Source organism: Blastococcus sp. SYSU DS0616, assembly GCF_054051015.1.
The window spans coordinates 181,284-202,319 of sequence record NZ_JBJHAJ010000006.1; the positions used below are offsets into that span (position 1 = coordinate 181,284).

Sequence of the window (21,036 nt, forward strand, 5' to 3'; positions counted from 1 at the left end):
GGAGCGCGAGGCCCGCACGCCCATCGAGTCTTGAACCACTGGGGATCACCGTGTCCGAGTCACCCGCCCTCCGTCCCGATGCGACGGCGCGGCTCCGCGCGCTGCTGGAGGAAAGGATCCTGGTGCTCGACGGCGCTATGGGGACGGCGATCCAGCGGGACCGTCCCGACGAGGCCGGGTACCGCGGGGAGCGTTTCGCCGACTGGCCCAGCGACGTGCAGGGCAACAACGACCTGCTCAGCCTGACCCAGCCCGAGCTCATCGCCGGCATCCACCGCGAGTACCTCGAGGCCGGGGCGGACCTCGTCGAGACCAACACCTTCAACGCCACGACGATCTCGCTGGCCGACTACGGCATGCAGGAGCTGGCCTACGAGCTGAACGTGGCCTCCGCCCGGCTCGCCCGCCGCGAGGCCGACGCGATGACCGAGCGGACGCCCGGCCGGCCGCGCTTCGTCGCGGGGGCGATCGGCCCCACCAGCCGGACGGCATCGATCTCACCGGACGTCAACGATCCCGGCGCCCGCAACGTCGGCTTCGACGACCTGGTCGCCGCCTACCTCGAGCAGGCGAACGGCCTGGTGGACGGCGGCGTCGACGCGCTGCTGATCGAGACGATCTTCGACACGCTGAACGCCAAGGCGGCCATCTTCGCCCTGGAGACGTTGTTCGAGCAGCGCGGCCGGCGCTGGCCGGTGCTGATCTCCGGCACGATCACCGACGCCTCCGGACGGACGCTCTCCGGGCAGGTCACCGAGGCGTTCTGGAACTCCGTGCGGCACGTGCAGCCGCTGCTGATCGGGTTGAACTGCGCCCTCGGCGCCAAGGAGATGCGGCCCTACATCGCGGAGATGGCGCGGGTCGCCGACACCTTCGTCTCCTGCTACCCGAACGCCGGGCTGCCCAACGCCTTCGGCGAGTACGACGAGTCGCCCGCCGAGACGGCCGCCATCGTCGCGGAGTTCGCCGAGAGCGGCCTGGTCAACCTCGTGGGTGGCTGCTGCGGCACCACGCCGGCGCACATCGCGGCGATCGCCGGCGCCGTGGCGGGGCTGCCGCCACGGACGCCGGCGCAGACGTCCCCGGCGCTGCGCCTGTCCGGCCTGGAGCCGCTGACCGTCACCGAGGAGAGCCTCTTCGTCAACGTCGGCGAGCGCACCAACATCACCGGCTCCGCCCGCTTCCGGAACCTGATCAAGGCGGGCGACTACCCGGCTGCCCTCGCCGTCGCCCGCCAGCAGGTGGAGGCCGGCGCCCAGGTCATCGACGTCAACATGGACGAGGGGATGATCGACGGCGTCGAGGCGATGGACCGCTTCACCAAGCTCATCGCCGCCGAGCCCGACATCTGCCGCGTCCCGGTGATGGTCGACTCCTCGAAGTGGGAGGTCATCGAGGCGGGCCTGAAGAACGTCCAGGGCAAGGCGATCGTCAACTCCATCTCGCTGAAGAACGGCGAGGAGGAGTTCGTCCGCGAGGCCCGGCTCTGCCGCCGGTACGGCGCCGCGGTCGTCGTCATGGCGTTCGACGAGGACGGCCAGGCCGACGACCTCCAGCGGCGCATCGACATATGCCGGCGGGCCTACGCGGTGCTCACCGAGCAGGTCGGGTTCCCGGCCGAGGACATCATCTTCGACCCGAACGTCTTCGCCGTCGCCACCGGCATCGAGGAGCACGCCAACTACGGCGTCGACTTCATCGAGGCGACCCGCTGGATCAAGCAGAACCTGCCCGGCGCGCTGGTCTCCGGCGGGGTCTCCAACGTCTCCTTCTCCTTCCGCGGCAACAACCGCGTCCGCGAGGCCATCCACGCGGTGTTCCTCTTCCACGCCATCCGAGCCGGCATGGACATGGGCATCGTCAACGCCGGCGCGCTCGAGGTCTACGACGAGGTGCCGGTCGAGCTGCGGGAGCGGATCGAGGACGTCGTCCTCAACCGCCGCCCCGACGCGACCGAGCGGCTGCTGGAGATCGCCGGCGACTACGCCGGGGACGGCGCGGCGCGCGAGGTCGCCACCGAGGAGTGGCGCTCCCTGCCGGTGGGGGAGCGGATCACCCACGCGCTGGTGAAGGGCATCGACGCACACGTCGAGGACGACACCGAGGAGCTGCGGCGCGAGATCGCCGAGCGCGGCGGGCGGCCGATCGAGGTGATCGAGGGACCGCTGATGGACGGCATGAACGTCGTCGGCGACCTGTTCGGCGCCGGCAAGATGTTCCTGCCGCAGGTGGTCAAGTCCGCCCGGGTGATGAAGAAGGCCGTCGCCTACCTCATCCCGTTCATCGAGGCGGAGAAGCAGCCCGGCGACGCCGAGCGCAGCAACGGCAAGGTCGTCATGGCCACCGTGAAGGGCGACGTCCACGACATCGGCAAGAACATCGTCGGCGTCGTCCTGCAGTGCAACAACTACGACGTGGTCGACCTGGGCGTCATGGTGCCGGGGCAGAAGATCCTGGACGCCGCCAAGCAGGAGGGCGCCGACATCATCGGGCTCTCCGGTCTGATCACCCCCTCGCTGGACGAGATGGTGAACCTGGCCGCCGAGATGGAGCGCCAGGGGTTCGAGATCCCGCTGCTCATCGGCGGCGCGACCACCTCGCGGGCGCACACCGCCGTCAAGGTGGCGCAGAGGTACTCCGGCCCGGTGATCTGGGTGAAGGACGCCTCGCGCTCGGTCCCGGTCGTCGCCGCCCTGCTCTCCGACGAGCAGCGCCCGAGGCTGCTGGCCGAGACCGACGCCGACTACGCGGCGCTCCGGGAGCGGCACGCCGCCCGCCAGGACAGCCGCGCCCTGCTCCCGCTCGCCGAGGCACGCGCGAACCCGACGCCGATCGACTGGAGCGGCTACGCCCCGCCCCGGCCGCGGATGCTGCTGCAGCAGGCGAAGGACGTCTGCGAGGGCCCGGCCTGCGCCCTCGGGGAGGCCACCCAGTTCGTCCGGCACTTCCACGACTACCCGCTCGAGGAGCTGCGCGGCTACATCGACTGGCAGCCGTTCTTCAACGCCTGGGAGATGCGCGGCCGGTTCCCCGACATCCTGCACAACCCGGCGACCGGCGAGGCCGCCCGGCGGCTGTACGACGACGCCCAGCAGATGCTGGACCGGATCGTCGCGGAGAAGTGGCTGCGGGCCAGCGGCGTCCTCGGGCTGTTCCCGGCCAACCGTGTCGACGGCGAGGACATCGAGGTCTACACCGACGAGTCCCGCACCGCCGTGCGGGCGACCCTGCACCAGCTGCGGCAGCAGACCGAGGGCCGCGACGGCTCGCCGCGCAAGTCACTGGCGGACTTCGTGGCGCCGAAGGACACCGGCCTGCGCGACTACGTCGGTGCGTTCGCGGTGACGGCCGGGCTGGGCGCGGCCGAGCGGGTGGCGGCGTTCAAGAAGGACAACGACGACTACAGCGCGATCATGCTGGAGGCGCTGGCCGACCGGCTGGCCGAGGCGTTCGCCGAGCGGCTGCACGAGCGGGTGCGCCGGGAGTTCTGGGGCTACGCCGCCGACGAGGCGCTGGACAACGAGGCCCTCATCGCCGAGAAGTACCGCGGCATCCGGCCGGCCCCGGGCTACCCGGCCTGCCCCGAGCACACCGAGAAGCAGACGATCTGGGACCTCCTCGACGTCGAGGCGGCCACCGGTATCGAGCTCACCGAGAGCCTCGCCATGTGGCCGGGTGCGGCGGTGAGCGGCCTCTACTTCGCGCACCCGCAGGCCCAGTACTTCGTGCTGGGCCGGGTCGGGCGGGATCAGGTCGAGGACTACGCCCGGCGCAAGGGCTGGACGCTCGCGGAGGCGGAGAAGTGGCTCTCACCCAACCTCGGCTACCGGACCGAGGACGAATGAAGGATCCCCGTCCCCCTCACCCCTCGCCGGCTCGGGGCGAGCCTCTGGACGGAGGCCGTTCCAGCGCGTTGCGGGCGGTGCTGTTCGACATGGACGGCACGCTCGTGCAGACGGAGGAGTACTGGGGCGAGGCGATGTTCGAGCTCGCCGGCCGGCTCGGGGGGCGGATGTCGGCCGAGGCGCGGGCCCGCACGGTGGGCACGAGCATGCCGACGGCGATGGGCATCCTCTACGCGGACCTCGGCATCAGCGCCACCGCCGAACAGCTCGCTGTGGACGCGGCCTGGATCGAGGAGCGGGTCGGCGTGCTCATGGCCGGCGGCGTCGTGTGGCAGCCCGGCGCCCGGGAACTGCTGTCCGCGGTGCGGGCCGCGGGCCTGGCCACCGCCTTGGTGACGACGACGCCCCGCCGGCTCGCCGACATCGTGCTTGCGAGCATCGCGACGGACCTCGGCGGCAGCCCGTTCGACCTGACCGTCTGCGGCGACGAGGTTCCCGCGCGCAAGCCGGACCCGGCCCCCTACCTCCAGGCAGCCGCAGCGCTGGGCGTCCAGCCCGACTCCTGCGTGGTGGTGGAGGACTCGCTGGTCGGCGTGACCGCCGGGCTGGCCGCCGGGATGGCGGTGCTGGGCGTGCCCGCGATGCAGCCGGTCCCGCCGGCACCGGGGCTCACGCTGGTGGAGAGGCTCGTGGGGGTCGGGGTGCCGGAGCTCGAGGCGGTGCTCACCGCCCGCGAGGTGGCGAGCGCCGCCCCGCGCTGAGTTCCGGGGGCCGCGACTATGCCGTGCCGAGGTCGTCGTAGCAGAACGAGGCGCTGCCCACCGGATCGACGTGGACGGTACGTGGCCCGTCGGGGACGGTTGCGGTGAAGGTGACGGTCACCCTGCGCCGGCGCGGGCCCGCCAGCTCGTCGCGTACGAGGACGACCATCCGGTCGAGGCAGTCGGCCGAGTCGTCGCCGTGGACGTCGTGCTCATGGTCCGGGAGGCCGACGACGATCTCCCGCCCGGACCTCGCCGTCGCCGTGACCTCGATCGGCGGGTCCCAGAGCCCGGCAGCAGCGTCGCGCAGGGCGTCGATCTCGGCCTGCAGCCGGGCGCGGTGCTCCCGGGTGATCCGGGCGAGCTGGAGGTCGAGGACCGCCCGCGCCTGACCGGGGGTGAACCCGTAGGCCGTTTGCAGCCTTCGCACGGCGTCGGAGTCGTCGGCCGCGTCGCCCAGCAGTGCGCCCAGGCGGCTCGGGTCCGCCGTGGCGGCGGCGAACGCCGTCAGGATCTCGAGCCTCTTGTCGGGATGCACGGTCACAGTCTCGCTGGTCACTGGTCCCGGTGAAGAGGTGTCGCGGCCTGCGTGCCGGCGCTCGCAGCGGACGCGGGCCGAGGACCGACCCGGCGGGACATGCATGCCGCACACTCCGGTCGGTCAGCCGAGGTACTCCTTGTAGGTCCGTGCCGCCGGACGCAGTCCGACGGCCTCGTAGAACGCGAAGGCCGCCGGGTCGTCGGCAGAGAGCTGCAGTTTGTAGCAGCCGGTCCGGCGGCCGTGCTCCCGTGCGGCGCCCAGGAGGGTCGCTCCCACGCCGGGGCGGCGGTGGGTGCCGTCCACGACGACGTTCTCGACCAGCAGGTAGGGCTCACCGGCGTGAGCCGTGTTGGCGACCACCGTGACATCCGCCGTCCCGACCACGGTTCCGGCGGCCTCGGCGACGAGGACCGTGCGCCCGGGTGTCGTCATGGTGCTGGCCCAGGCGTCCTGCACCCGCAGCGTCTCGTCGTGCTCGAGCTCCGGGTACAGCTGGCGGTACAGATCCAGCACGGCGGCGAGATCCGCCGGCACGGCGGCGCGAACGGTCACCGCGCCGGTCACACCGGCGTCACCGGCAGGGTCGTCCGCCAGCCGGCTGACGCTGCGGCCTCCGCCGGGAAGGGCGGGGGAGTGCCGCCGAACGCCGGGCACAGCGCCTGGTGGTCGCACCAGCCGCAGAGCCGGCTCTTGTTCGGCCGGAACTCACCCGTGGCGACGGCCCGCTCGATCGCCGACCAGATGGCCAGCAGCGTGCGCTCGAAGCGCACGAGCTCGGCCTCCTCCGGGGCGTAGGTGAGCGCGTCGCCGTCGCCGAGGTAGAGCAGCTTGAGCTGAGCGGCCACCACCCCGCGGGTGCGCCAGAGCACCAGCGCGTAGAACTTCATCTGGAACAGCGCCTTGGACTCGAACGCCTCGCGCGGCATCGACCCGGTCTTGTAGTCGACCACCCGGAGCGCGCCGTTGGGGGCGATGTCCAGCCGGTCGACGTAACCGCGCAGCAGCAGCCCGTCGGGCAGCGTGACCTCGACGAGCTCCTCCCGACCCGCCGGCTGGATGCGGCGCGGGTCCTCCAGCGAGAAGTACTTCTCGACGAGCTTCCCGGCTGAGGCCAGCCAGGCCGCCACCGACTCGGGCGCGTTCGCATCGCTCTCGGCGCCCTCGTCCTGGCCGGTTGCGAACAGCTCGGCGATGCCCGGCTCGTCGCGCAGCTCGGCCCACGCCGGCTCGAGCAGCTCCAGGGCGCTCTCCGGGGTGCGCTGCGCCGGGGGCAGGTCGTAGAGGCGTTCCAGCACGGAGTGGACGAGGGTGCCGCGGACGGCGGCCAGGCTCTTGCGCTCGGGCAGCCGGTCGATGGTGCGGAAGCGGTAGAGCAACGGGCATGTCTTGAAGTCCGCCGCCCGGCTGGGCGAGAGCGAGGGGCGGCGCGGTGCGGTCACCTCGGCGGGGGGCTCGGTCCCGCCGTCGGGCGTGCCGGGTCGCGGGTCGGTGTCCACCATCGCCGTCATGCACCCGAGGCTAGGTCGCGCCTCCGACAGTTCCGAGTGTCCGCGCCGCATCGGCGTCCCGGGTCACAGCGGCGGCGTCCGTACGCTGGTCGCCCGTGACCAGTGAGCAGGAGCCGGGGACCGACGTCGTCGACGAGGCGCAGCAGGCGCCGGACGAGGCGGGGGAGAGCCCCTCCGCGCAGCGGGCCGAGCCCGTGGAGGGCGCGTTCGTCGCGGGGGACCGGGTGCAGCTGACCGACCCCAAGGGCCGGCTGCACACCGTCGTCCTGACGCCCGGCAAGCAGTTCCACACCCACCGCGGCGCCATCGAGCACGACGACCTCATCGGTGCGCCCGAGGGGTCGGTCGTGCACTCGACGGCCAACACCGGGTACCTGGCGCTGCGCCCGCTGCTCGCCGACTACGTGCTCTCCATGCCGCGCGGCGCGCAGGTGATCTACCCGAAGGACGCCGCGCAGATCGTCGGTTTCGGCGACATCGGGCCCGGCATGCGGGTGCTGGAGGCCGGCGCCGGCTCCGGCGCGCTCAGCTGCTCGCTGCTCCGGGCCGTCGGCGCCGGGGGCTCGCTGACCAGTTACGAGCGGCGCGAGGACTTCGCCGACGTCGCGCGCACGAACGTCGGCGCCTTCTTCGGCGAGGTCCCGAGCAACTGGAGCCTGCGGCTGGGCGATCTGGCCGACCACCCGGCCGACGAGGTGGTCGACCGGGTCGTCCTGGACATGCTGGAGCCGTGGGCGGTCCTGCCGACGGTCGCCGCCGCGCTGCGTCCCGGCGGCGTGCTGGTGGGCTACGTCGCCACCGTCACCCAGCTGTCCACCTACGTGGAGGCGCTGCGCGCGCAGGGCGTGTGGACCGAGCCCTACGCCTGGGAGACCCTGATGCGGCCGTGGCACGCGGTCGGCCTGGCCGTGCGCCCGGAGCACCGGATGGTCGCCCACACCGCCTTCCTCGTCACCGCACGCCGCCTGGCCGAGGGCGCGGTCGCCCCCGTCCGCCAGCGCCGCGCGCAGAAGCACTGAAGGAGGGCCCTCCTGCCCCCACCGCTCGCACGCTCGCGGCGGGCCCCTGCAGGAGGGCCGTTCCAGCACCTCAGTAGCACCCCGCCACGGACCCCCGCGAGGCGACGGCGAAGTGTCGTCGCGCGTGTATAGATTTGCGTCCTGGCTCCCCCGACAGTGCGGAGGTGCGTGATGGGCCTGGGTCCTGACGAGATGAAGGCGCGGCGTGAGCGTGACGTCGCCTCGCTGCTCAGCCAGATCTCCTACCTCGAGGAGGAGATCAGCCTGCTCCGCCGCAAGGTGGCAGACAGCCCGCGCCAGGTGCGCGCGCTGGAGGAGCGGATAGCGGAGGCGGAGGGCCGGGCCGCCTTCCTCTCCGAGCGCAACGACAAGCTGGCCGGCACGCTGCGCGACGCGCGGGAGCAGCTGGTCACGCTCAAGGAGGAGGTCGACCGGCTCGGGCAGCCACCCTCGGGCTACGGCATCTTCCTGACCCGGTTCGACGACGGGACCGTCGACGTGTTCACCGGCGGCCGCAAGCTGCGGGTGTCGGTCTCGCCGAACGTCGAGGTGGACACCCTGCGCCCCGGCCAGGAGGTCATGCTCAACGAGGCGATGAACGTCGTGGAGGCGCGGGACTTCGAACGCCAGGGCGACGTCGTCATGCTCAAGGAGCTGCTGGAGCCCGTCGACGGCGTCACCCCACGGGCGCTGGTCATCGGGCACACCGACGAGGAGCGCGTCGTCTACCTGGCCGACTCGCTCACCGGCCAGCCGCTGCGGGTCGGCGACTCGCTGCTGCTGGAGAGCCGGTCGGGCTACGTCTACGAGCGGATCCCCAAGAGCGAGGTCGAGGAGCTCGTCCTCGAAGAGGTCCCCGACATCGACTACACCGACATCGGCGGGCTGTCCCGGCAGATCGAGCAGATCCGGGACGCCGTCGAGCTGCCGTTCCTGCACGCCGATCTCTTCCGCGAGTACCAGCTGCGCCCGCCCAAGGGCATCCTGCTGTACGGCCCCCCCGGCTGCGGCAAGACGCTGATCGCCAAGGCCGTGGCCAACTCGCTGGCGAAGAAGGTCGCCGCCGTCCGTGGCGAGGGCGTCCACCAGGCGAAGTCCTACTTCCTCAACATCAAGGGCCCCGAGCTGCTCAACAAGTACGTCGGGGAGACCGAGCGGCACATCCGGCTGGTGTTCCAGCGCGCGCGGGAGAAGGCCAGCGAAGGCACGCCGGTCATCGTGTTCTTCGACGAGATGGACTCGATCTTCCGCACCCGCGGCTCGGGGGTCTCCTCCGACGTCGAGTCGACGATCGTCCCGCAGCTGCTCAGCGAGATCGACGGCGTCGAGGGCCTGGAGAACGTCATCGTCATCGGCGCCTCCAACCGCGAGGACATGATCGACCCGGCGATTCTGCGGCCCGGCCGGCTCGACGTGAAGATCAAGATCGAGCGGCCCGACGCCGAGGCCGCGCGCGACATCTTCAGCAAGTACCTGGTGCCCGACCTGCCGCTGCACCCAGACGACCTCGCCGAGCACGGTGGCAACCGCGAGGCGACGATCGCCGCGATGATCCAGCGCACCGTCGAGCGCATGTACACCGAGAGCGAGGAGAACCGCTTCCTCGAGGTCACCTACGCCAACGGTGACAAGGAGGTCCTCTACTTCAAGGACTTCAACTCCGGCGCCATGCTGCAGAACATCGTCGACCGCGCGAAGAAGATGGCGATCAAGGAGCGGCTGGAGACCGGGACCGGGGGCCTGCGGGTCGGCCACCTGATGCAGGCGTGCCTCGACGAGTTCAAGGAGAACGAGGACCTGCCCAACACGACCAACCCCGACGACTGGGCGCGGATCTCGGGCAAGAAGGGCGAGCGGATCGTCTACATCCGCACGCTCATCAGCGGCAAGGGGAACGAGGCCGGGCGCGCCATCGACACGGCGACCAACACCGGCCAGTACCTCTAGGCACGACGACGGACGGCCCGGCCACCACGCGGTGGCCGGGCCGTCCGGCTGCCCGTGGCTCCCTGATGATCAGGTCACCTGATCATCAGGGGTCCTGGCTCACGATCGGTCGTGAGCTAGGACCCCCTGTGCTGAGCCAGGACGGCGGCGAGCCGGAGCCGCTCGTCCGCGGGGTCAGCCCAGGCGGAGGACCTGGCCGGGGTGGATGAGGCCCGGGTCGGCGCCGATGACGTCGCGGTTGTTCTCGTACAGGGTCTGCCACTGCAGCCCGTTGGCCGATGCGATCCCCGAGAGCGTGTCACCTGCCTGGACCGTGTACTGCTGCCCGGCGTCGGCCGGCGCGGGCGCCGGTGCCTCGGCCGTGGGGGCCGGGGCGGCTGCCGGAGGCGTGGCGCTGCCGGCCTTGTCCGCCTCGGTCAGGCCCAGCTTCGCCGAGCAGGCCGGCCAGGCGCCCCAGCCCTGGACCGCAAGGGTCTTCTCGGCGATCGCGATCTGCTGCTCGCGGGTGGCGAGGTCGGCCCGCGGGGCGTACGCGGTGCCGCCGAACCCCTCCCAGGTGGGCTGGTAGAACTGCAGGCCGCCGTAGTAGCCGTTCCCGGTGTTGATGGACCAGTTGCCGCTGCTCTCGCACTGCGCGAGGCGGTCCCAGGTCTCGTCGTCGGCGGCAGCAGCGGTGCCCGTGCCCAGGAACGGCGCCAGGAGCAGGGCGCCGGTGGCGGCGAGGCCAGCGGTGCGCCGCCGGAAGACGCGGGTGGACGGGCCGGAGGTGGTGCTCGGGTTCGTCATGATCCTCTCGAACGGCGGTCGCCCACGCGGCCGGCCCACCGAACGGGGGCAGCACGCTCCACCCACGGAGCCGGATCGACGGAGAAGGACCACTGCCGCTGGGCGGAGAGGGCGCGCGGCGCGTCCGAAAGATGCGGGGTACCGGCTCGACGGCCGTGGCCCGCGTTCGTCCCGATGACCGCGCTGGTGCGGCCGGGGCACCACCGAGGCTACGGAACCGATCCGGTATGTGCCAGGTCCGCGGCTCGATGCCGGCACCGGTCCCCGGAGCGGCCTCGGCCTAGGGTTGGGCCATGAGCGTGCGGCGGGTCATGGGCACCGAGGTCGAGTACGGCATCTCGGTGCCGCGGCAGCCGGGGGCGAACCCGACCACGCTGTCGAGCCTGGTCGTGAACGCGTGGGCGGTGGCCGATGCGCCGACGCCCCGCCGTCCCCGGTGGGACTTCGAGGAGGAGTCACCGCTGCGCGACGCCCGGGGCTTCGACCTGACCCCGGCCCAGGCCCTGGACCACAACGACCTCGACGAGGACTCCGGGATGGCCAACGTCATCCTGACCAACGGCGCGCGCCTCTACGTCGACCACGCGCACCCGGAGTACTCGACCCCGGAGGTCACCACCCCGCGCGACATCGTCCTGTGGGACAAGGCGGGGGAGCGGGTCATGGCTGAGGCCGCCCGCCGCGCAGTGCAGATCCCCGGCACGCACCCGATCCAGCTCTACAAGAACAACACCGACGGCAAGGGCGCGTCCTACGGCGCGCACGAGAACTACCTGATGGACCGGCGGACGCCGTTCATCGACATCATCCGCGGGCTGGTGCCGTTCTTCGTCACCCGGCAGGTGTTCGCCGGCTCCGGCAAGGTCGGCATCGGGACGGAGAGCCGGACGCCGGGGTTCCAGCTCTCGCAGCGCGCCGACTTCTTCGAGGTCGAGGTGGGTCTGGAGACGACCCTGAAGCGGCCGATCATCAACACGCGCGACGAGCCGCACGCCAACCCCGACGAGTACCGCCGGCTGCACGTGATCATCGGCGACGCGAACCTGGCGGAGCTGTCCACCTACCTCAAGGTCGGGACGACGTCGCTGGTGCTGGCCATGATCGAGGCGCGGGCCCTGCCCTCCGACCTCGCGATCGAGGAGCCGGTGGCCGAGCTGCAGGCGGTCAGCCACGACCCTTCGCTCACCCACCGGGTCCGGCTCCGCGACGGACGGCAGCTGACCGCGATCGAGGTGCAGCGGCTCTACCTGGAGGCGGCCGAGCGCTTCGTGGCGACCCGCGGGGAGGCCGACGAGCAGACCACCGACGTGCTTCGCCGGTGGGCGGCGGTCCTCGACGACCTGGCGGCCGACCCGATGCGCCTCGCCGACCAGCTGGACTGGCCGGCGAAGCTGCGGCTGCTCGAGGGGTACCGCTCCCGCGACGGCCTGGACTGGAACGACTCGCGGCTGCAGCTGGTCGACCTGCAGTACTCCGACGTCCGGCCGGACAAGGGGCTCTACAACCGGCTGGTCGCCCGCGGGGCCATGCAGCGGCTGCTCACCGACGACGAGGTGACGCGCGCGATGGTGACCCCACCGGCGGACACCCGGGCGTTCTTCCGCGGCGAGTGCCTGCGCCGCTTCCCGACGCAGATCGCCGCCGCCTCCTGGGACTCGGTGGTCTTCGACCTGGGCCGGGAGAACCTGGTGCGCATCCCGACGCTCGAGCCGTTGCGGGGCACCCGGGAGCACGTCGGCGCGCTCTTCGAGGCCTCCGCGACGGCCCAGGAGCTCGTCGACACGATCACCGGCCCCTGACCGGCCGTCCTCACCGGTGGGCGGTCTCCACCGCCCTCGGCCGACGGACGCCGGATGTCGGCTCCTGCGGGTACTTTCCTGACCAGCACCAGCCACGAGAAGGACCGGAGGGCAGCATGGCCACCAGGGACACCGGCGGGCAGCAGAAGGCGACGCGGTCGCGCGAGGAGAACGAGGAGATCGAGGCGTCGGTCGACTCGGAGGTGGCCGAGCGCCACAAGGAGATGACCGAGGACGTCGATTCGTTGCTGGACGAGATCGACGACGTCCTCGAGGAGAACAGTGAGGACTTCGTGCGTGCGTACGTACAAAAAGGGGGCCAGTGACCAAGATCATCTTCTGGTGAAGAAGCTGATCGGTGGACACCAAGTTCTGTCGTGACTGCCGGGCGCACCGCCCCGTCTCCGACTTCAGCAAGAACAAGAGATCGCGTGACGGACTCGCCTTCTACTGCCGCACGCATCTCGCCGAACGAGCTGCCAAGAGCCGGGAAGCCCGCCGTCTCCAACCACGCAAGCACCGGCTGGCACCGAAGGGCCTCGACGTCCCGGAAGGCTCGAAGTGGTGTCCCGACTGCGGCGAGGTGAGGGCGTTCGAGCAGTTCCCGAAGACGCGCACGACCCGCTCCGGGCACGCCACCTACTGCCTCCCGTGCCACAACGCCCGCGGCCACGCCTCGCGTGCGAAAGCGGGCGGTGCACGCTCGTACCACCTCACACGGCGGTATGGCATCACGGCGGCCGAGGCGGATGTGATGCTCGAAGTACAGGGCGGGGTCTGCGCCATCTGCCGCACCGCGCCCGCCCAGCACGTCGACCACGACCACGCGACGGGCGCCGTCCGGGCGCTGTTGTGTTTCAACTGCAACGGCGGGCTCGGCCAGTTCAGGGACGATCCGGAGGTGTTGCGCGCGGCCGCGGACTACGTCCGCTTCCACACCCTGAGCCAGCGCATCACGGCCATGTTCTCGGCTGCCGGCCTCGGCCCGGTCCGAGCCATCCGGGTGGAGCGACCGCCGGTAGGGTCGCCCTGACGCCGAGGAGCACGAAGCTCCCGGCGGAGCAACGGGTGGACGCCGGCGCATGCAGGCGGGAGAGGCGGATGGGTGAACGAGTCGTCAGCTGGCCGGAGCGGGTTCCCGCCCGCGTACCTGGACCGGGTGGGTTCCTCGTTCACCGACTTCCTCGGGTCCACCGCGCCCGACCTGCTGCCCGGTCGGCGCCCGGTCCCGCAGCTGCCCGTGGGTGACATCGCCCCGCACGGCACCACGATCGTCGCCGCGACCTACGCCGGCGGCGTGCTCATGGGTGGCGACCGGCGCGCCACCATGGGGAACCTGATCTCCAGCCGCGACATCGAGAAGGTCTACCCGGCCGACTCCTACAGCGTCATCGGCATCGCCGGCGCCGCGGGCATCGCCATCGAGATGGTGAAGCTCTACCAGGTCGAGCTCGAGCACTACGAGAAGATCGAGGGCCTCACGCTCTCCCTCGACGGCAAGGCCAACCGCCTGGCGCAGATGATCCGCGGGAACCTCGGCGCGGCGCTGCAGGGCCTGGCCGTCGTCCCGCTGTTCGCCGGCTTCGACCTCGACGCCGCCCCCGGCGAGCTCCCGGGCCGGATCTTCAGCTACGACGTCACCGGCGGGAACTACGAGGAGCGCGGCTACGCCACGGTCGGCTCCGGCTCGCTGTTCGCCCGGAACAGCCTCAAGAAGACGTGGCGGCAGGGCCTGGACGCCGCAGCCGCGACCCGCACCGTCGTCGAGGCCCTCTACGACGCGGCCGACGACGACTCGGCCACCGGCGGTCCCGACCCGGTCCGGCGGCTGTACCCGATCGTCTACCGGGTCGACGCCGAAGGCGCCGTCCGGCTCACCGACGCCGAGATCGCCGCCGTCGCCGACGCCATCGTGACCGAGCGCGCGGCCGCCGAGCGCCAGAATGCGGCCGGGGAGGCCTGAGCCATGACCATGCCCTACTACGCCTCCGCCGAGCAGGTCATGCGCGACCGCTCGGAGTACGCCCGCAAGGGCATCTCCCGCGGTCGCAGCGTCGCCGTCCTCACCTACGTCGACGGCGTGCTGCTCATCGCCGAGAACCCCAGCTCCACGCTGCACAAGATCGGCGAGATCTACGACCGCATCGGCTTCGCCGCGGTCGGCCGCTACAGCGAGTTCGAGAGCCTGCGCGTCGCCGGCGTCCGGCTGGCCGATGTCCGCGGCTACTCCTACAACCGCCGCGACGTCACCGGCCGGGTGATCGCCAACGCCTACGCGCAGACCCTCGGCGCCATCTTCACCGAGCAGATGAAGCCCTACGAGGTCGAGCTGTGCGTCGCCGAGGTGGGGGAGACCCCCGAGCGCGACCAGCTCTACCGGCTCACCTTCGACGGCTCGGTCGTCGACGAGCCCGACTTCGTGGTCATGGGCGGCCAGGCCGACGCCGTCACCGGGCACCTGCGCGACCACTTCCACGCCGGCATGGGGCTCGCCGACGCGCTCAAGGTCGGCGTCGACGCCCTCTCCGCGGTCAGCCCCGCCACCGCGGGGAGCGGTGACGGCGGTCCGTCGCGGCTGACCGCCCAGCAGCTGGAGGTCGCCGTCCTGGACAGGCGGCGCCCCAAGCGGGCGTTCCGCCGCGTCGTGGGCACCGCTCTGCACACCCTGCTCGGTGACGGCGAGACCGGTACCGAGGGGACGCAGCCGCCCACCTCCGCCCACGTGCCCAGCCACCCCGCCCCGGGCACGCCGGCCGGGCTCGGTGACCCCGCCGCCCCCGACACCGCCGGGGGCGCCACCGACAGCGGCGAGGGGCATCCGCAGTCGGGCGGATGACCCGCGCGTACGGGGTAGGGGAGCGGGCATGCCGGACTACGAACTCAACGACGACGCGCTCGCGCAGGCGAGGAAGCTCATCGACGACGGGAAGTACGACGACGAGACCGAATGGTCCGACGCCGCACCGTCCGCCGACGACGGCAATGCCGAGATCGACGCTCATGGCTGGGACGGCTACGCCGCCTGGCACCTCGCCGTCGATCCGGACGCCGGCGAGGAGACGAAGAAGCGCTACCACTTCCCGTACGGCGACTTCTCGAAGGTCAACCGGGCCGCGCTGATCCACGGCAAGCAGCGGGCGTCTCAGAACGGGCACGACGAGATCGAGCAGGCGTTCGACGACCTGCTGCAGCGGCTCGACGCGAAGCGGTAGCGCCCCGCCGGTCCGGCGGTGGGCCGGTGTCGCTTCCGGCGCCTAGGCTCGGAGCGTGGACCGACGGATCTTCGGCATCGAGACCGAGTACGGCGTCACGTGCACCTTCAAGGGGCAGCGCCGGCTGTCACCGGACGAGGTGGCCCGCTACCTGTTCCGACGGGTGGTCTCGTGGGGGCGCAGCTCCAACGTCTTCCTGCGCAACGGCTCCCGGCTCTACCTCGACGTCGGCAGCCACCCCGAGTACGCGACGGCCGAGTGCGACGACCTCTCCGAGCTCGTCGTCCACGACAAGGCCGGCGAGCGGATCCTGGAAGGCCTGCTGGTCGACGCCGAGCAGCGCCTGGCCGAGGAGGGCGTCACCGGCGACATCTACCTGTTCAAGAACAACACCGACTCGGCCGGCAACAGCTACGGCTGCCACGAGAACTACCTCGTCGGTCGGCACGGAGAGTTCGGCCGGCTGGCCGACGTCCTGATCCCGTTCCTCGTCAGCCGGCAGATCGTCGTCGGCGCCGGCAAGGTCCTGCAGACCCCGCGCGGCGCGCTGTACTGCGTCAGCCAGCGGGCGGAGCACATCTGGGAGGGCGTCTCCAGCGCCACCACGCGGTCCCGGCCGATCATCAACACCCGCGACGAGCCGCACGCCGACGCCGAGCGCTACCGGCGGCTGCACGTCATCGTCGGTGACTCGAACATGAGCGAGACGACGACGCTGCTCAAGGTCGCCATGACCGACCTCGTGCTGCGCATGATCGAGGCGGGCACCCCGATCCGCGACATGACGCTGGAGAACCCGATCCGGGCGATCCGCGAGATCAGCCATGACATGACCGGCCGCCGGAAGGTGCGGCTGGCCGGCGGCCGCGAGATGTCGGCGCTGGAGATCCAGGCCGAGTACCACAGCCGCGCCACCGAGTTCGCCGACCGCGAGGGCTGCACCCCGGTGCACCGGCAGATGCTCGAACTGTGGGGGCGGGTGCTCAAGGCCGTCGACAGCGAGGACCTCAGCCTGATCGACCGCGAGATCGACTGGGCCATCAAGTACAACCTGCTGGAGCGCTACCGCGCCAAGCGCGACCTGCCGCTGTCCTCGCCGCGCATCGCGCAGATGGACCTGGCCTATCACGACATCAGCCGCACCCGGGGGCTGTACTACCTGCTCGAGCGCAACGGCCAGGTCGACCGGGTGGCGCACGAGCCGCGGGTCTTCGAGGCGAAGAACGTGCCCCCGCAGACCACCCGCGCCAAGCTGCGCGGCGAGTTCATCCGCAAGGCGCAGGAGAAGCGGCGCGACTTCACCGTCGACTGGGTGCACCTCAAGCTCAACGACCAGGCGCAGCGGACCGTGCTGTGCAAGGACCCGTTCAAGTCCGTCGACGAGCGCGTGGAGAAGCTCATCGCCAGCATGTGAGCTGCCGAGTCATGCGAACTCGTGGTCATCGGTCGCTGATGGCCCCGAGTTCGCATGACTCGCCGTTCCGGGACGGCGTCAGGCGTCGGGCGTGGAGACGGTCTCGGCCGAGCCCTCCGCATCTTCGGGCACCGGCACCTGGAGCGCCGCGTAGCGCCCGGCCGCCGCCGCGGCCAGGAAGTAGGCCCGCTCCTCGGGGTAGCCGCGGCCCATCGTGCGCAGCGGGACGGGTGAGAGCCCCAGCGCGGCGTCGAGCCCGTCGGTGTCCACCCAGACGACGGTGTTCCGCTCCGGCTGGCTCGCCAGGTCCTCGTCCACCTGACCGCCGAGCTCGGAGGAGAGCCCACGGGGCGCCACCAGGGTCACGCCGCCCAGCGCCACCCGCCCGAACGCGGTCAGCGAGTGGTGGGAGACGCCGCGGTGGCGCGGGCGCGGATCGGCGTCGGAGATGCGCAGGGCCCCGACCGGCAGGCCGCCCAGGACGCTGACGGCGTTGCACGCCTCGCCCGCGGCCACCCCGGAGAAGCCCCACGGCGTTCCCGTGCCCAGGTTGCCGGGCCCCTGCGTGACGACCGCCAGGTCGGCGTGCAGCACGTGCCTCGCCGCCAGCAGCCCGGTGTGGAGCGTGACCGCCTCCAGGTCACCGCCGTAGGCCTGACCGGCGGTCACCACGCCGGCCAGCGAGGGCTTGAGCGCGCCCACCGTGCGGGAGAACGCGGCGGGCAGCGCCCCGCCGTCGGTCATCACGTAGGCGACCTTGAGATCGGGGTCGGTCGCCAGCATCCCGATCAGGACCGCCGGCAGGGCCGAGTGCAGGTCGGCCACGACGACCGGCATCCCGCCGAGGTCGTCGGCGTCCGCGATCGTCGCGTGGTGCTCGGTTTCCTGCTCGTCGACGCCCTGCACCATCACCTGCAGCGGCGTGTACCGGGCCTTCACCAGGTGCCCGGGGCCCTCGGGGTCCGGGGGCAGCCGGTCGGGGACGGCCACCACCATCGCGTAGCCGCCGGTGCCCAGCTCCCGCGCCAGCGCGGTGGTGTTGAGCAGCACCTCGTCGCCCACCTCGGGGACGCCGACGAGGGAGGGGTAGGCCAGCGCCCGCAGCTCGCCGTCATCGGCCACCTCGACGGTCAGCTCCAGCGCGTCGCGCCAGGCCCGGCCGGTCGCGGTGACCCGGCCCCGCCGCCAGCGGATCCGGGATGCGGGCGCGGACGGGGGAGCACTGGTCATACCCGCAGGCTAACCAGCACGCCGCCGCGCGGCCGGGCGACGACGGCTCCCCGGCGGGCTGACTAGCCTGGGGGCCATGGCGGCCAAGCGGGCGGAGCGACTGGTCAACCTGGTCATCGCGCTGCTCAGCACCCGGCAGTACGTGACGGCGGCGCGCATCCGCGCCACCGTGCCCGGGTACGAGCCCGACGACGGCAGCGACCGGGCCGACGAGGCGTTCAAGCGCATGTTCGAACGGGACAAGGCCGAGCTGCGCGAGATGGGCGTGCCCCTCGAGACCGGGCGCACCAGCGTCTTCGACACCGAGGACGGGTACCGCATCGCCCGCGCCGACTACGAGCTGCCCGAGATCCACCTCACCGGGGAGGAGGCAGCCGCCGTGGGCCTGGCACTGCGGCTGTGGGAGTCCGCGCAGCTGGCCGGCACCGCGCAGAGCGCCCTGGTGAAGCTCAAGGCCGCCGGGGTCGACGTCGACTCGTCCCGGGCGCTGCCGATCAAGCCCCGCCTGGACCGGGGTGAGGCGGCGTTCGAGCCCTGCTACGCCGCGGCCCGCGACCGGCGCCGGCTGCAGTTCGACTACCGGCGCCCCGACGAGGACGCCGCGACCCGCCGGGACGTCCAGCCGTGGGGGGTGGTGGCCTGGCACGGGCGCTGGTACCTGGTCGGGCACGACCTGGACCGGCGGGCGCCGCGGGTGTTCCGGCTCTCCCGCGTCGTCGGCACGCCGAAGGCCGTGGGCCCGGTGGGGGCGTTCGAGCCGCCGCCCGACCTCGACCTGACCGCGGTCGTCGCCGGGCAGGTGCAGGGGGAGGAGTACCTCATCGTGGTGCGGGCGCGGCCGGGAACCGCCGTGGGGCTGCGCCGGCACGCCACCTCCCTCGGCCCGGCCGACGACGGCACCGGTGAGGTGGAGGACCGGCTGCAGCTGCGCACCACCGAGCCGTGGGCCCTGGCCGACCAGATCGCCGCCTACGGCGCCGACGTCGTGGTGGAGGCGCCGACCGACATGCGGGACGCCGTGATCGCCCGGTTGACCCGCCTGGCCGCGATGGGGACGCGCCCGTGAGCGCCGGGGGCGCGACCGACCGGATGACCCGGTTGCTGGCCCTGATCCCGTACCTCACCGCCCGTCCCGAGGGCGTGGCGCTCGCCGAGGCTGCCCGCGACTTCGGCGTCCCCGAGCGGCAGCTGCAGCGCGACCTGGAGCTGCTCTGGATGTGCGGGCTGCCCGGCTACGGTCCCGGCGACCTGATCGACGTCGCCTTCGAGGGGGACCGGGTCCGGGTCACGTTCAGCGCGGGGATGGTGCGGCCGCTGCGGCTGACCACCGACGAGGCGGTCGCGCTGGTCGTCGCGCTGCGCACGCTGCTGGAGCTGCCCGGCCTGGCCGAGCGCGACGCCGTGAGCCGGGCGCTGGCCAAGGTCTCGGCAGCCACTGGTGACGCGGCGGCCCGGATGGCGCCGCTGGCCGTGAGCGTCGACGCCCGGGAGGAGACCCTGGCGCTCGCCCGGCAGGCGCTGCAGGACCGGCGCGCGGTGCACCTGCACTACTACGTGCCGGCCCGCGACGAGCGCACCGAGCGCACCGTCGACCCGATGCAGCTGCTCTACGTCGACGGGCACTGGTACCTCGAGGCCTGGTGCCGCCGGGCCGAGGGCGTCCGGCTGTTCCGGCTCGACCGGGTGGACGAGGCCACGGTGCTGAACGAGCCCGCCGCCGCGCCGCCGCAGGCGACCAGCCGCAGCATCGACGACGGGCTCTACCAGCCCGGCCCCGACACCCCGGCCGTGCGCCTGCGGCTGGCCCGCAGCGCCCGGTGGGTCGCCGACTACTACCCGACCGAGGACGTGACGCCCGTCGACGACCCGCCCGGTGGGCTGGCCGTCACCGTGCGCACGGCGGACCTGGCCTGGGCGCGGCGGCTGGTCGCGATCCTGGGCGGCAACGCGGTGGTGGAGGAGCCGGCCGAGATCGGCGCGCAGGTCGCCGCCGAGGCCCGGGCCGCCCTGGCCCGGTACGGGGTGGCGCCCGGCGGCGCGGGCTAGGGTTCGGCCGTGGTGTTCTGGATCGTGCTCGCCGTCGTGGTCGTCCTGGCGCTCGCCGTGCTCGGGGTGCTCGCCCACGGCGTGCTCGGCGCCTTCGGGCGGCTGGCCCGCGAGCTGACCGCGGCCGAGGCCGACGTCGCGCCGGTACGGGCCGGGCTGCAGGAGTCCGCCGACCGCGCCGGCCGGCTACGCGACGCCCGGTCGTCCGCCGGCTGAACGGCCGGCGAACTCCGTCCCGAGCGGCGGTTCCTGTGCTCGTACCGGTCGGGAAACCGGTGCCCCGCGGCGTAGCATCACCCCAGTCACCACACCTTTCGGAGGACGCGCCATGGGGTCACTCGGCCCGCTGGAAATCGGCCTGATCATCCTGGCCATCCTGTTGCTCTTCGGCTACAAGAAGCTGCCCGACGCCTCGCGCTCGCTGGGTCGTTCGCTGCGCATCTTCAAGGGCGAGATGAAGGGCATGAAGGACGACGACGTCCGCACCCGCGACGCGGCGAAGACCACACCGGTCCGCGGCGAGATCGTCGCCCCCGCGTCCTCCGCGGCGGACGAGCGAAACGCGCAGCTGCAGGAGGAGGCGCGGCAGGCCGAGGCGCGTGCGGCGGAGCTGCGGGCGCAGGCCGACCAGGCCCGTGCCGCGGCCGACGGCCCCCGCTGACCGCTTCGCACCCGGGGGTACGGCGGTGAGCGAGGCGACCCGCGGCGCGCGTCGGCGTCGGCGGCGGCCACGCGATGCCCAGGCCACCATGAGCCTGATCGCCCACCTCACCGAGCTCCGCAACCGCATCGCCAAGTCCCTGCTGGCGCTCGCGCTCACCACGGTGCTCGCGTTCTGGTGGTACGAGCACGGGCTGGGCGAGTTCATCCGTGCCCCGTACTGCGGGCTGCCGGAGGACCTGCGCTATGCCGGGGACGACGCCGGTGG

At 72.4% G+C, this 21,036-nt stretch carries 20 protein-coding genes; 15 read left to right on the forward strand and 5 right to left on the reverse strand.

From position 1 onward, the window contains the following. Positions 1-50 precede the first annotated feature (50 nt). Together metH and ACI79K_RS06840 are read left to right on the forward strand one after the other, a co-directional pair. Positions 51-3,845 (forward strand): methionine synthase, encoded by a 3,795-nt coding sequence (metH, locus tag ACI79K_RS06835; protein ID WP_456599311.1) that lies wholly within the window; start codon positions 51-53, stop codon positions 3,843-3,845. Then, complete coding sequence (locus ACI79K_RS06840; RefSeq protein WP_456599312.1) at positions 3,842-4,606, forward strand: HAD family hydrolase; 765 nt, start codon at positions 3,842-3,844, stop codon at positions 4,604-4,606. Before metH ends, ACI79K_RS06840 begins: the two co-directional genes overlap by 4 nt. Before the next feature lie 16 nt (positions 4,607-4,622). On the opposite strand, the gene ACI79K_RS06845 is transcribed toward ACI79K_RS06840, so the two are convergent. The 3 genes from ACI79K_RS06845 to ACI79K_RS06855 all read right to left on the reverse strand — a co-directional run bounded on the left by ACI79K_RS06845 (position 4,623) and on the right by ACI79K_RS06855 (position 6,655). Beyond that, positions 4,623-5,144, reverse strand: coding sequence for a hypothetical protein (locus tag ACI79K_RS06845; RefSeq protein ID WP_456587873.1), 522 nt, complete (start codon positions 5,142-5,144; stop codon positions 4,623-4,625). A gap of 123 nt (positions 5,145-5,267) precedes the next feature. Beyond that, entirely contained in the window at positions 5,268-5,699 is a 432-nt protein-coding gene (locus ACI79K_RS06850) for an N-acetyltransferase family protein (protein WP_456599313.1), read from the reverse strand. 8 nt (positions 5,700-5,707) lie between these two features. Beyond that, entirely contained in the window at positions 5,708-6,655 is a 948-nt protein-coding gene (locus ACI79K_RS06855) for a RecB family exonuclease (RefSeq protein WP_456599314.1), read from the reverse strand. 95 nt (positions 6,656-6,750) lie between these two features. On the opposite strand from ACI79K_RS06855, the gene ACI79K_RS06860 reads away from it, so the two are divergent. Both ACI79K_RS06860 and arc read left to right on the forward strand, forming a co-directional pair. Beyond that, complete coding sequence (locus ACI79K_RS06860) at positions 6,751-7,674, forward strand: tRNA (adenine-N1)-methyltransferase (protein ID WP_456587870.1); 924 nt, start codon at positions 6,751-6,753, stop codon at positions 7,672-7,674. A gap of 171 nt (positions 7,675-7,845) precedes the next feature. Further along, positions 7,846-9,621 carry a proteasome ATPase gene (gene arc / locus ACI79K_RS06865; RefSeq protein WP_456587869.1) on the forward strand — a complete coding sequence of 592 codons (1,776 nt, stop codon included), beginning with the start codon at positions 7,846-7,848 and terminating at the stop codon, positions 9,619-9,621. Positions 9,622-9,795: 174 nt separating this feature from the next. Here arc and ACI79K_RS06870 read toward each other — a convergent pair whose 3' ends face one another. After that, complete coding sequence (locus ACI79K_RS06870; RefSeq protein ID WP_456599315.1) at positions 9,796-10,407, reverse strand: transglycosylase family protein; 612 nt, start codon at positions 10,405-10,407, stop codon at positions 9,796-9,798. Between the two features lie 293 nt (positions 10,408-10,700). Between ACI79K_RS06870 and dop the strand changes: the two genes are divergently transcribed. The 7 genes from dop (at position 10,701) to pafA (ending at position 16,832) form a co-directional block, all read left to right on the forward strand. Continuing rightward, the gene (gene dop, locus ACI79K_RS06875) at positions 10,701-12,206 is read left to right on the forward strand and encodes a depupylase/deamidase Dop (RefSeq protein WP_456599316.1); all 1,506 of its coding nucleotides are present in this window, start codon (positions 10,701-10,703) and stop codon (positions 12,204-12,206) included. A 116-nt stretch (positions 12,207-12,322) separates the two neighbouring features. Beyond that, positions 12,323-12,532, forward strand: a complete 210-nt coding sequence (locus ACI79K_RS06880; protein ID WP_456587866.1) for a ubiquitin-like protein Pup — start codon at positions 12,323-12,325, stop codon at positions 12,530-12,532. A 32-nt stretch (positions 12,533-12,564) separates the two neighbouring features. Next, a complete protein-coding gene (locus ACI79K_RS06885) occupies positions 12,565-13,239 on the forward strand; it encodes an endonuclease VII domain-containing protein (protein ID WP_456599317.1) in 675 nt (224 codons plus the stop codon). A gap of 72 nt (positions 13,240-13,311) precedes the next feature. Further along, the gene (gene prcB / locus ACI79K_RS06890) at positions 13,312-14,169 is read left to right on the forward strand and encodes a proteasome subunit beta (protein ID WP_456587864.1); all 858 of its coding nucleotides are present in this window, start codon (positions 13,312-13,314) and stop codon (positions 14,167-14,169) included. Positions 14,170-14,172: 3 nt separating this feature from the next. Continuing rightward, positions 14,173-15,042 (forward strand): proteasome subunit alpha, encoded by an 870-nt coding sequence (gene prcA / locus ACI79K_RS06895; protein ID WP_456587863.1) that lies wholly within the window; start codon positions 14,173-14,175, stop codon positions 15,040-15,042. A 28-nt stretch (positions 15,043-15,070) separates the two neighbouring features. Next, positions 15,071-15,418: a hypothetical protein gene (locus ACI79K_RS06900; protein WP_456587862.1), complete on the forward strand. Its 348-nt coding sequence runs from the start codon at positions 15,071-15,073 to the stop codon at positions 15,416-15,418. A gap of 55 nt (positions 15,419-15,473) precedes the next feature. Continuing rightward, positions 15,474-16,832 carry a Pup--protein ligase gene (gene pafA, locus ACI79K_RS06905; protein WP_456587861.1) on the forward strand — a complete coding sequence of 453 codons (1,359 nt, stop codon included), beginning with the start codon at positions 15,474-15,476 and terminating at the stop codon, positions 16,830-16,832. A 78-nt stretch (positions 16,833-16,910) separates the two neighbouring features. Here the strand turns inward: pafA and ACI79K_RS06910 are convergent, their stop codons facing one another. Next, complete coding sequence (locus ACI79K_RS06910; protein ID WP_456587860.1) at positions 16,911-18,062, reverse strand: DUF3866 family protein; 1,152 nt, start codon at positions 18,060-18,062, stop codon at positions 16,911-16,913. 76 nt (positions 18,063-18,138) lie between these two features. Between ACI79K_RS06910 and ACI79K_RS06915 the strand changes: the two genes are divergently transcribed. The 4 genes from ACI79K_RS06915 to tatA all read left to right on the forward strand — a co-directional run bounded on the left by ACI79K_RS06915 (position 18,139) and on the right by tatA (position 20,769). After that, the gene (locus tag ACI79K_RS06915) at positions 18,139-19,128 is read left to right on the forward strand and encodes a helix-turn-helix transcriptional regulator (protein ID WP_456587859.1); all 990 of its coding nucleotides are present in this window, start codon (positions 18,139-18,141) and stop codon (positions 19,126-19,128) included. Then, positions 19,125-20,108 (forward strand): helix-turn-helix transcriptional regulator, encoded by a 984-nt coding sequence (locus ACI79K_RS06920; RefSeq protein WP_456599318.1) that lies wholly within the window; start codon positions 19,125-19,127, stop codon positions 20,106-20,108. The genes ACI79K_RS06915 and ACI79K_RS06920 overlap by 4 nt, the downstream gene beginning before the upstream one ends. Positions 20,109-20,117: 9 nt before the next feature. After that, positions 20,118-20,324, forward strand: coding sequence for a hypothetical protein (locus ACI79K_RS06925; protein ID WP_456599319.1), 207 nt, complete (start codon positions 20,118-20,120; stop codon positions 20,322-20,324). Positions 20,325-20,436: 112 nt separating this feature from the next. Continuing rightward, complete coding sequence (gene tatA / locus ACI79K_RS06930; RefSeq protein ID WP_456587856.1) at positions 20,437-20,769, forward strand: Sec-independent protein translocase subunit TatA; 333 nt, start codon at positions 20,437-20,439, stop codon at positions 20,767-20,769. Positions 20,770-21,036 lie beyond the last annotated feature (267 nt).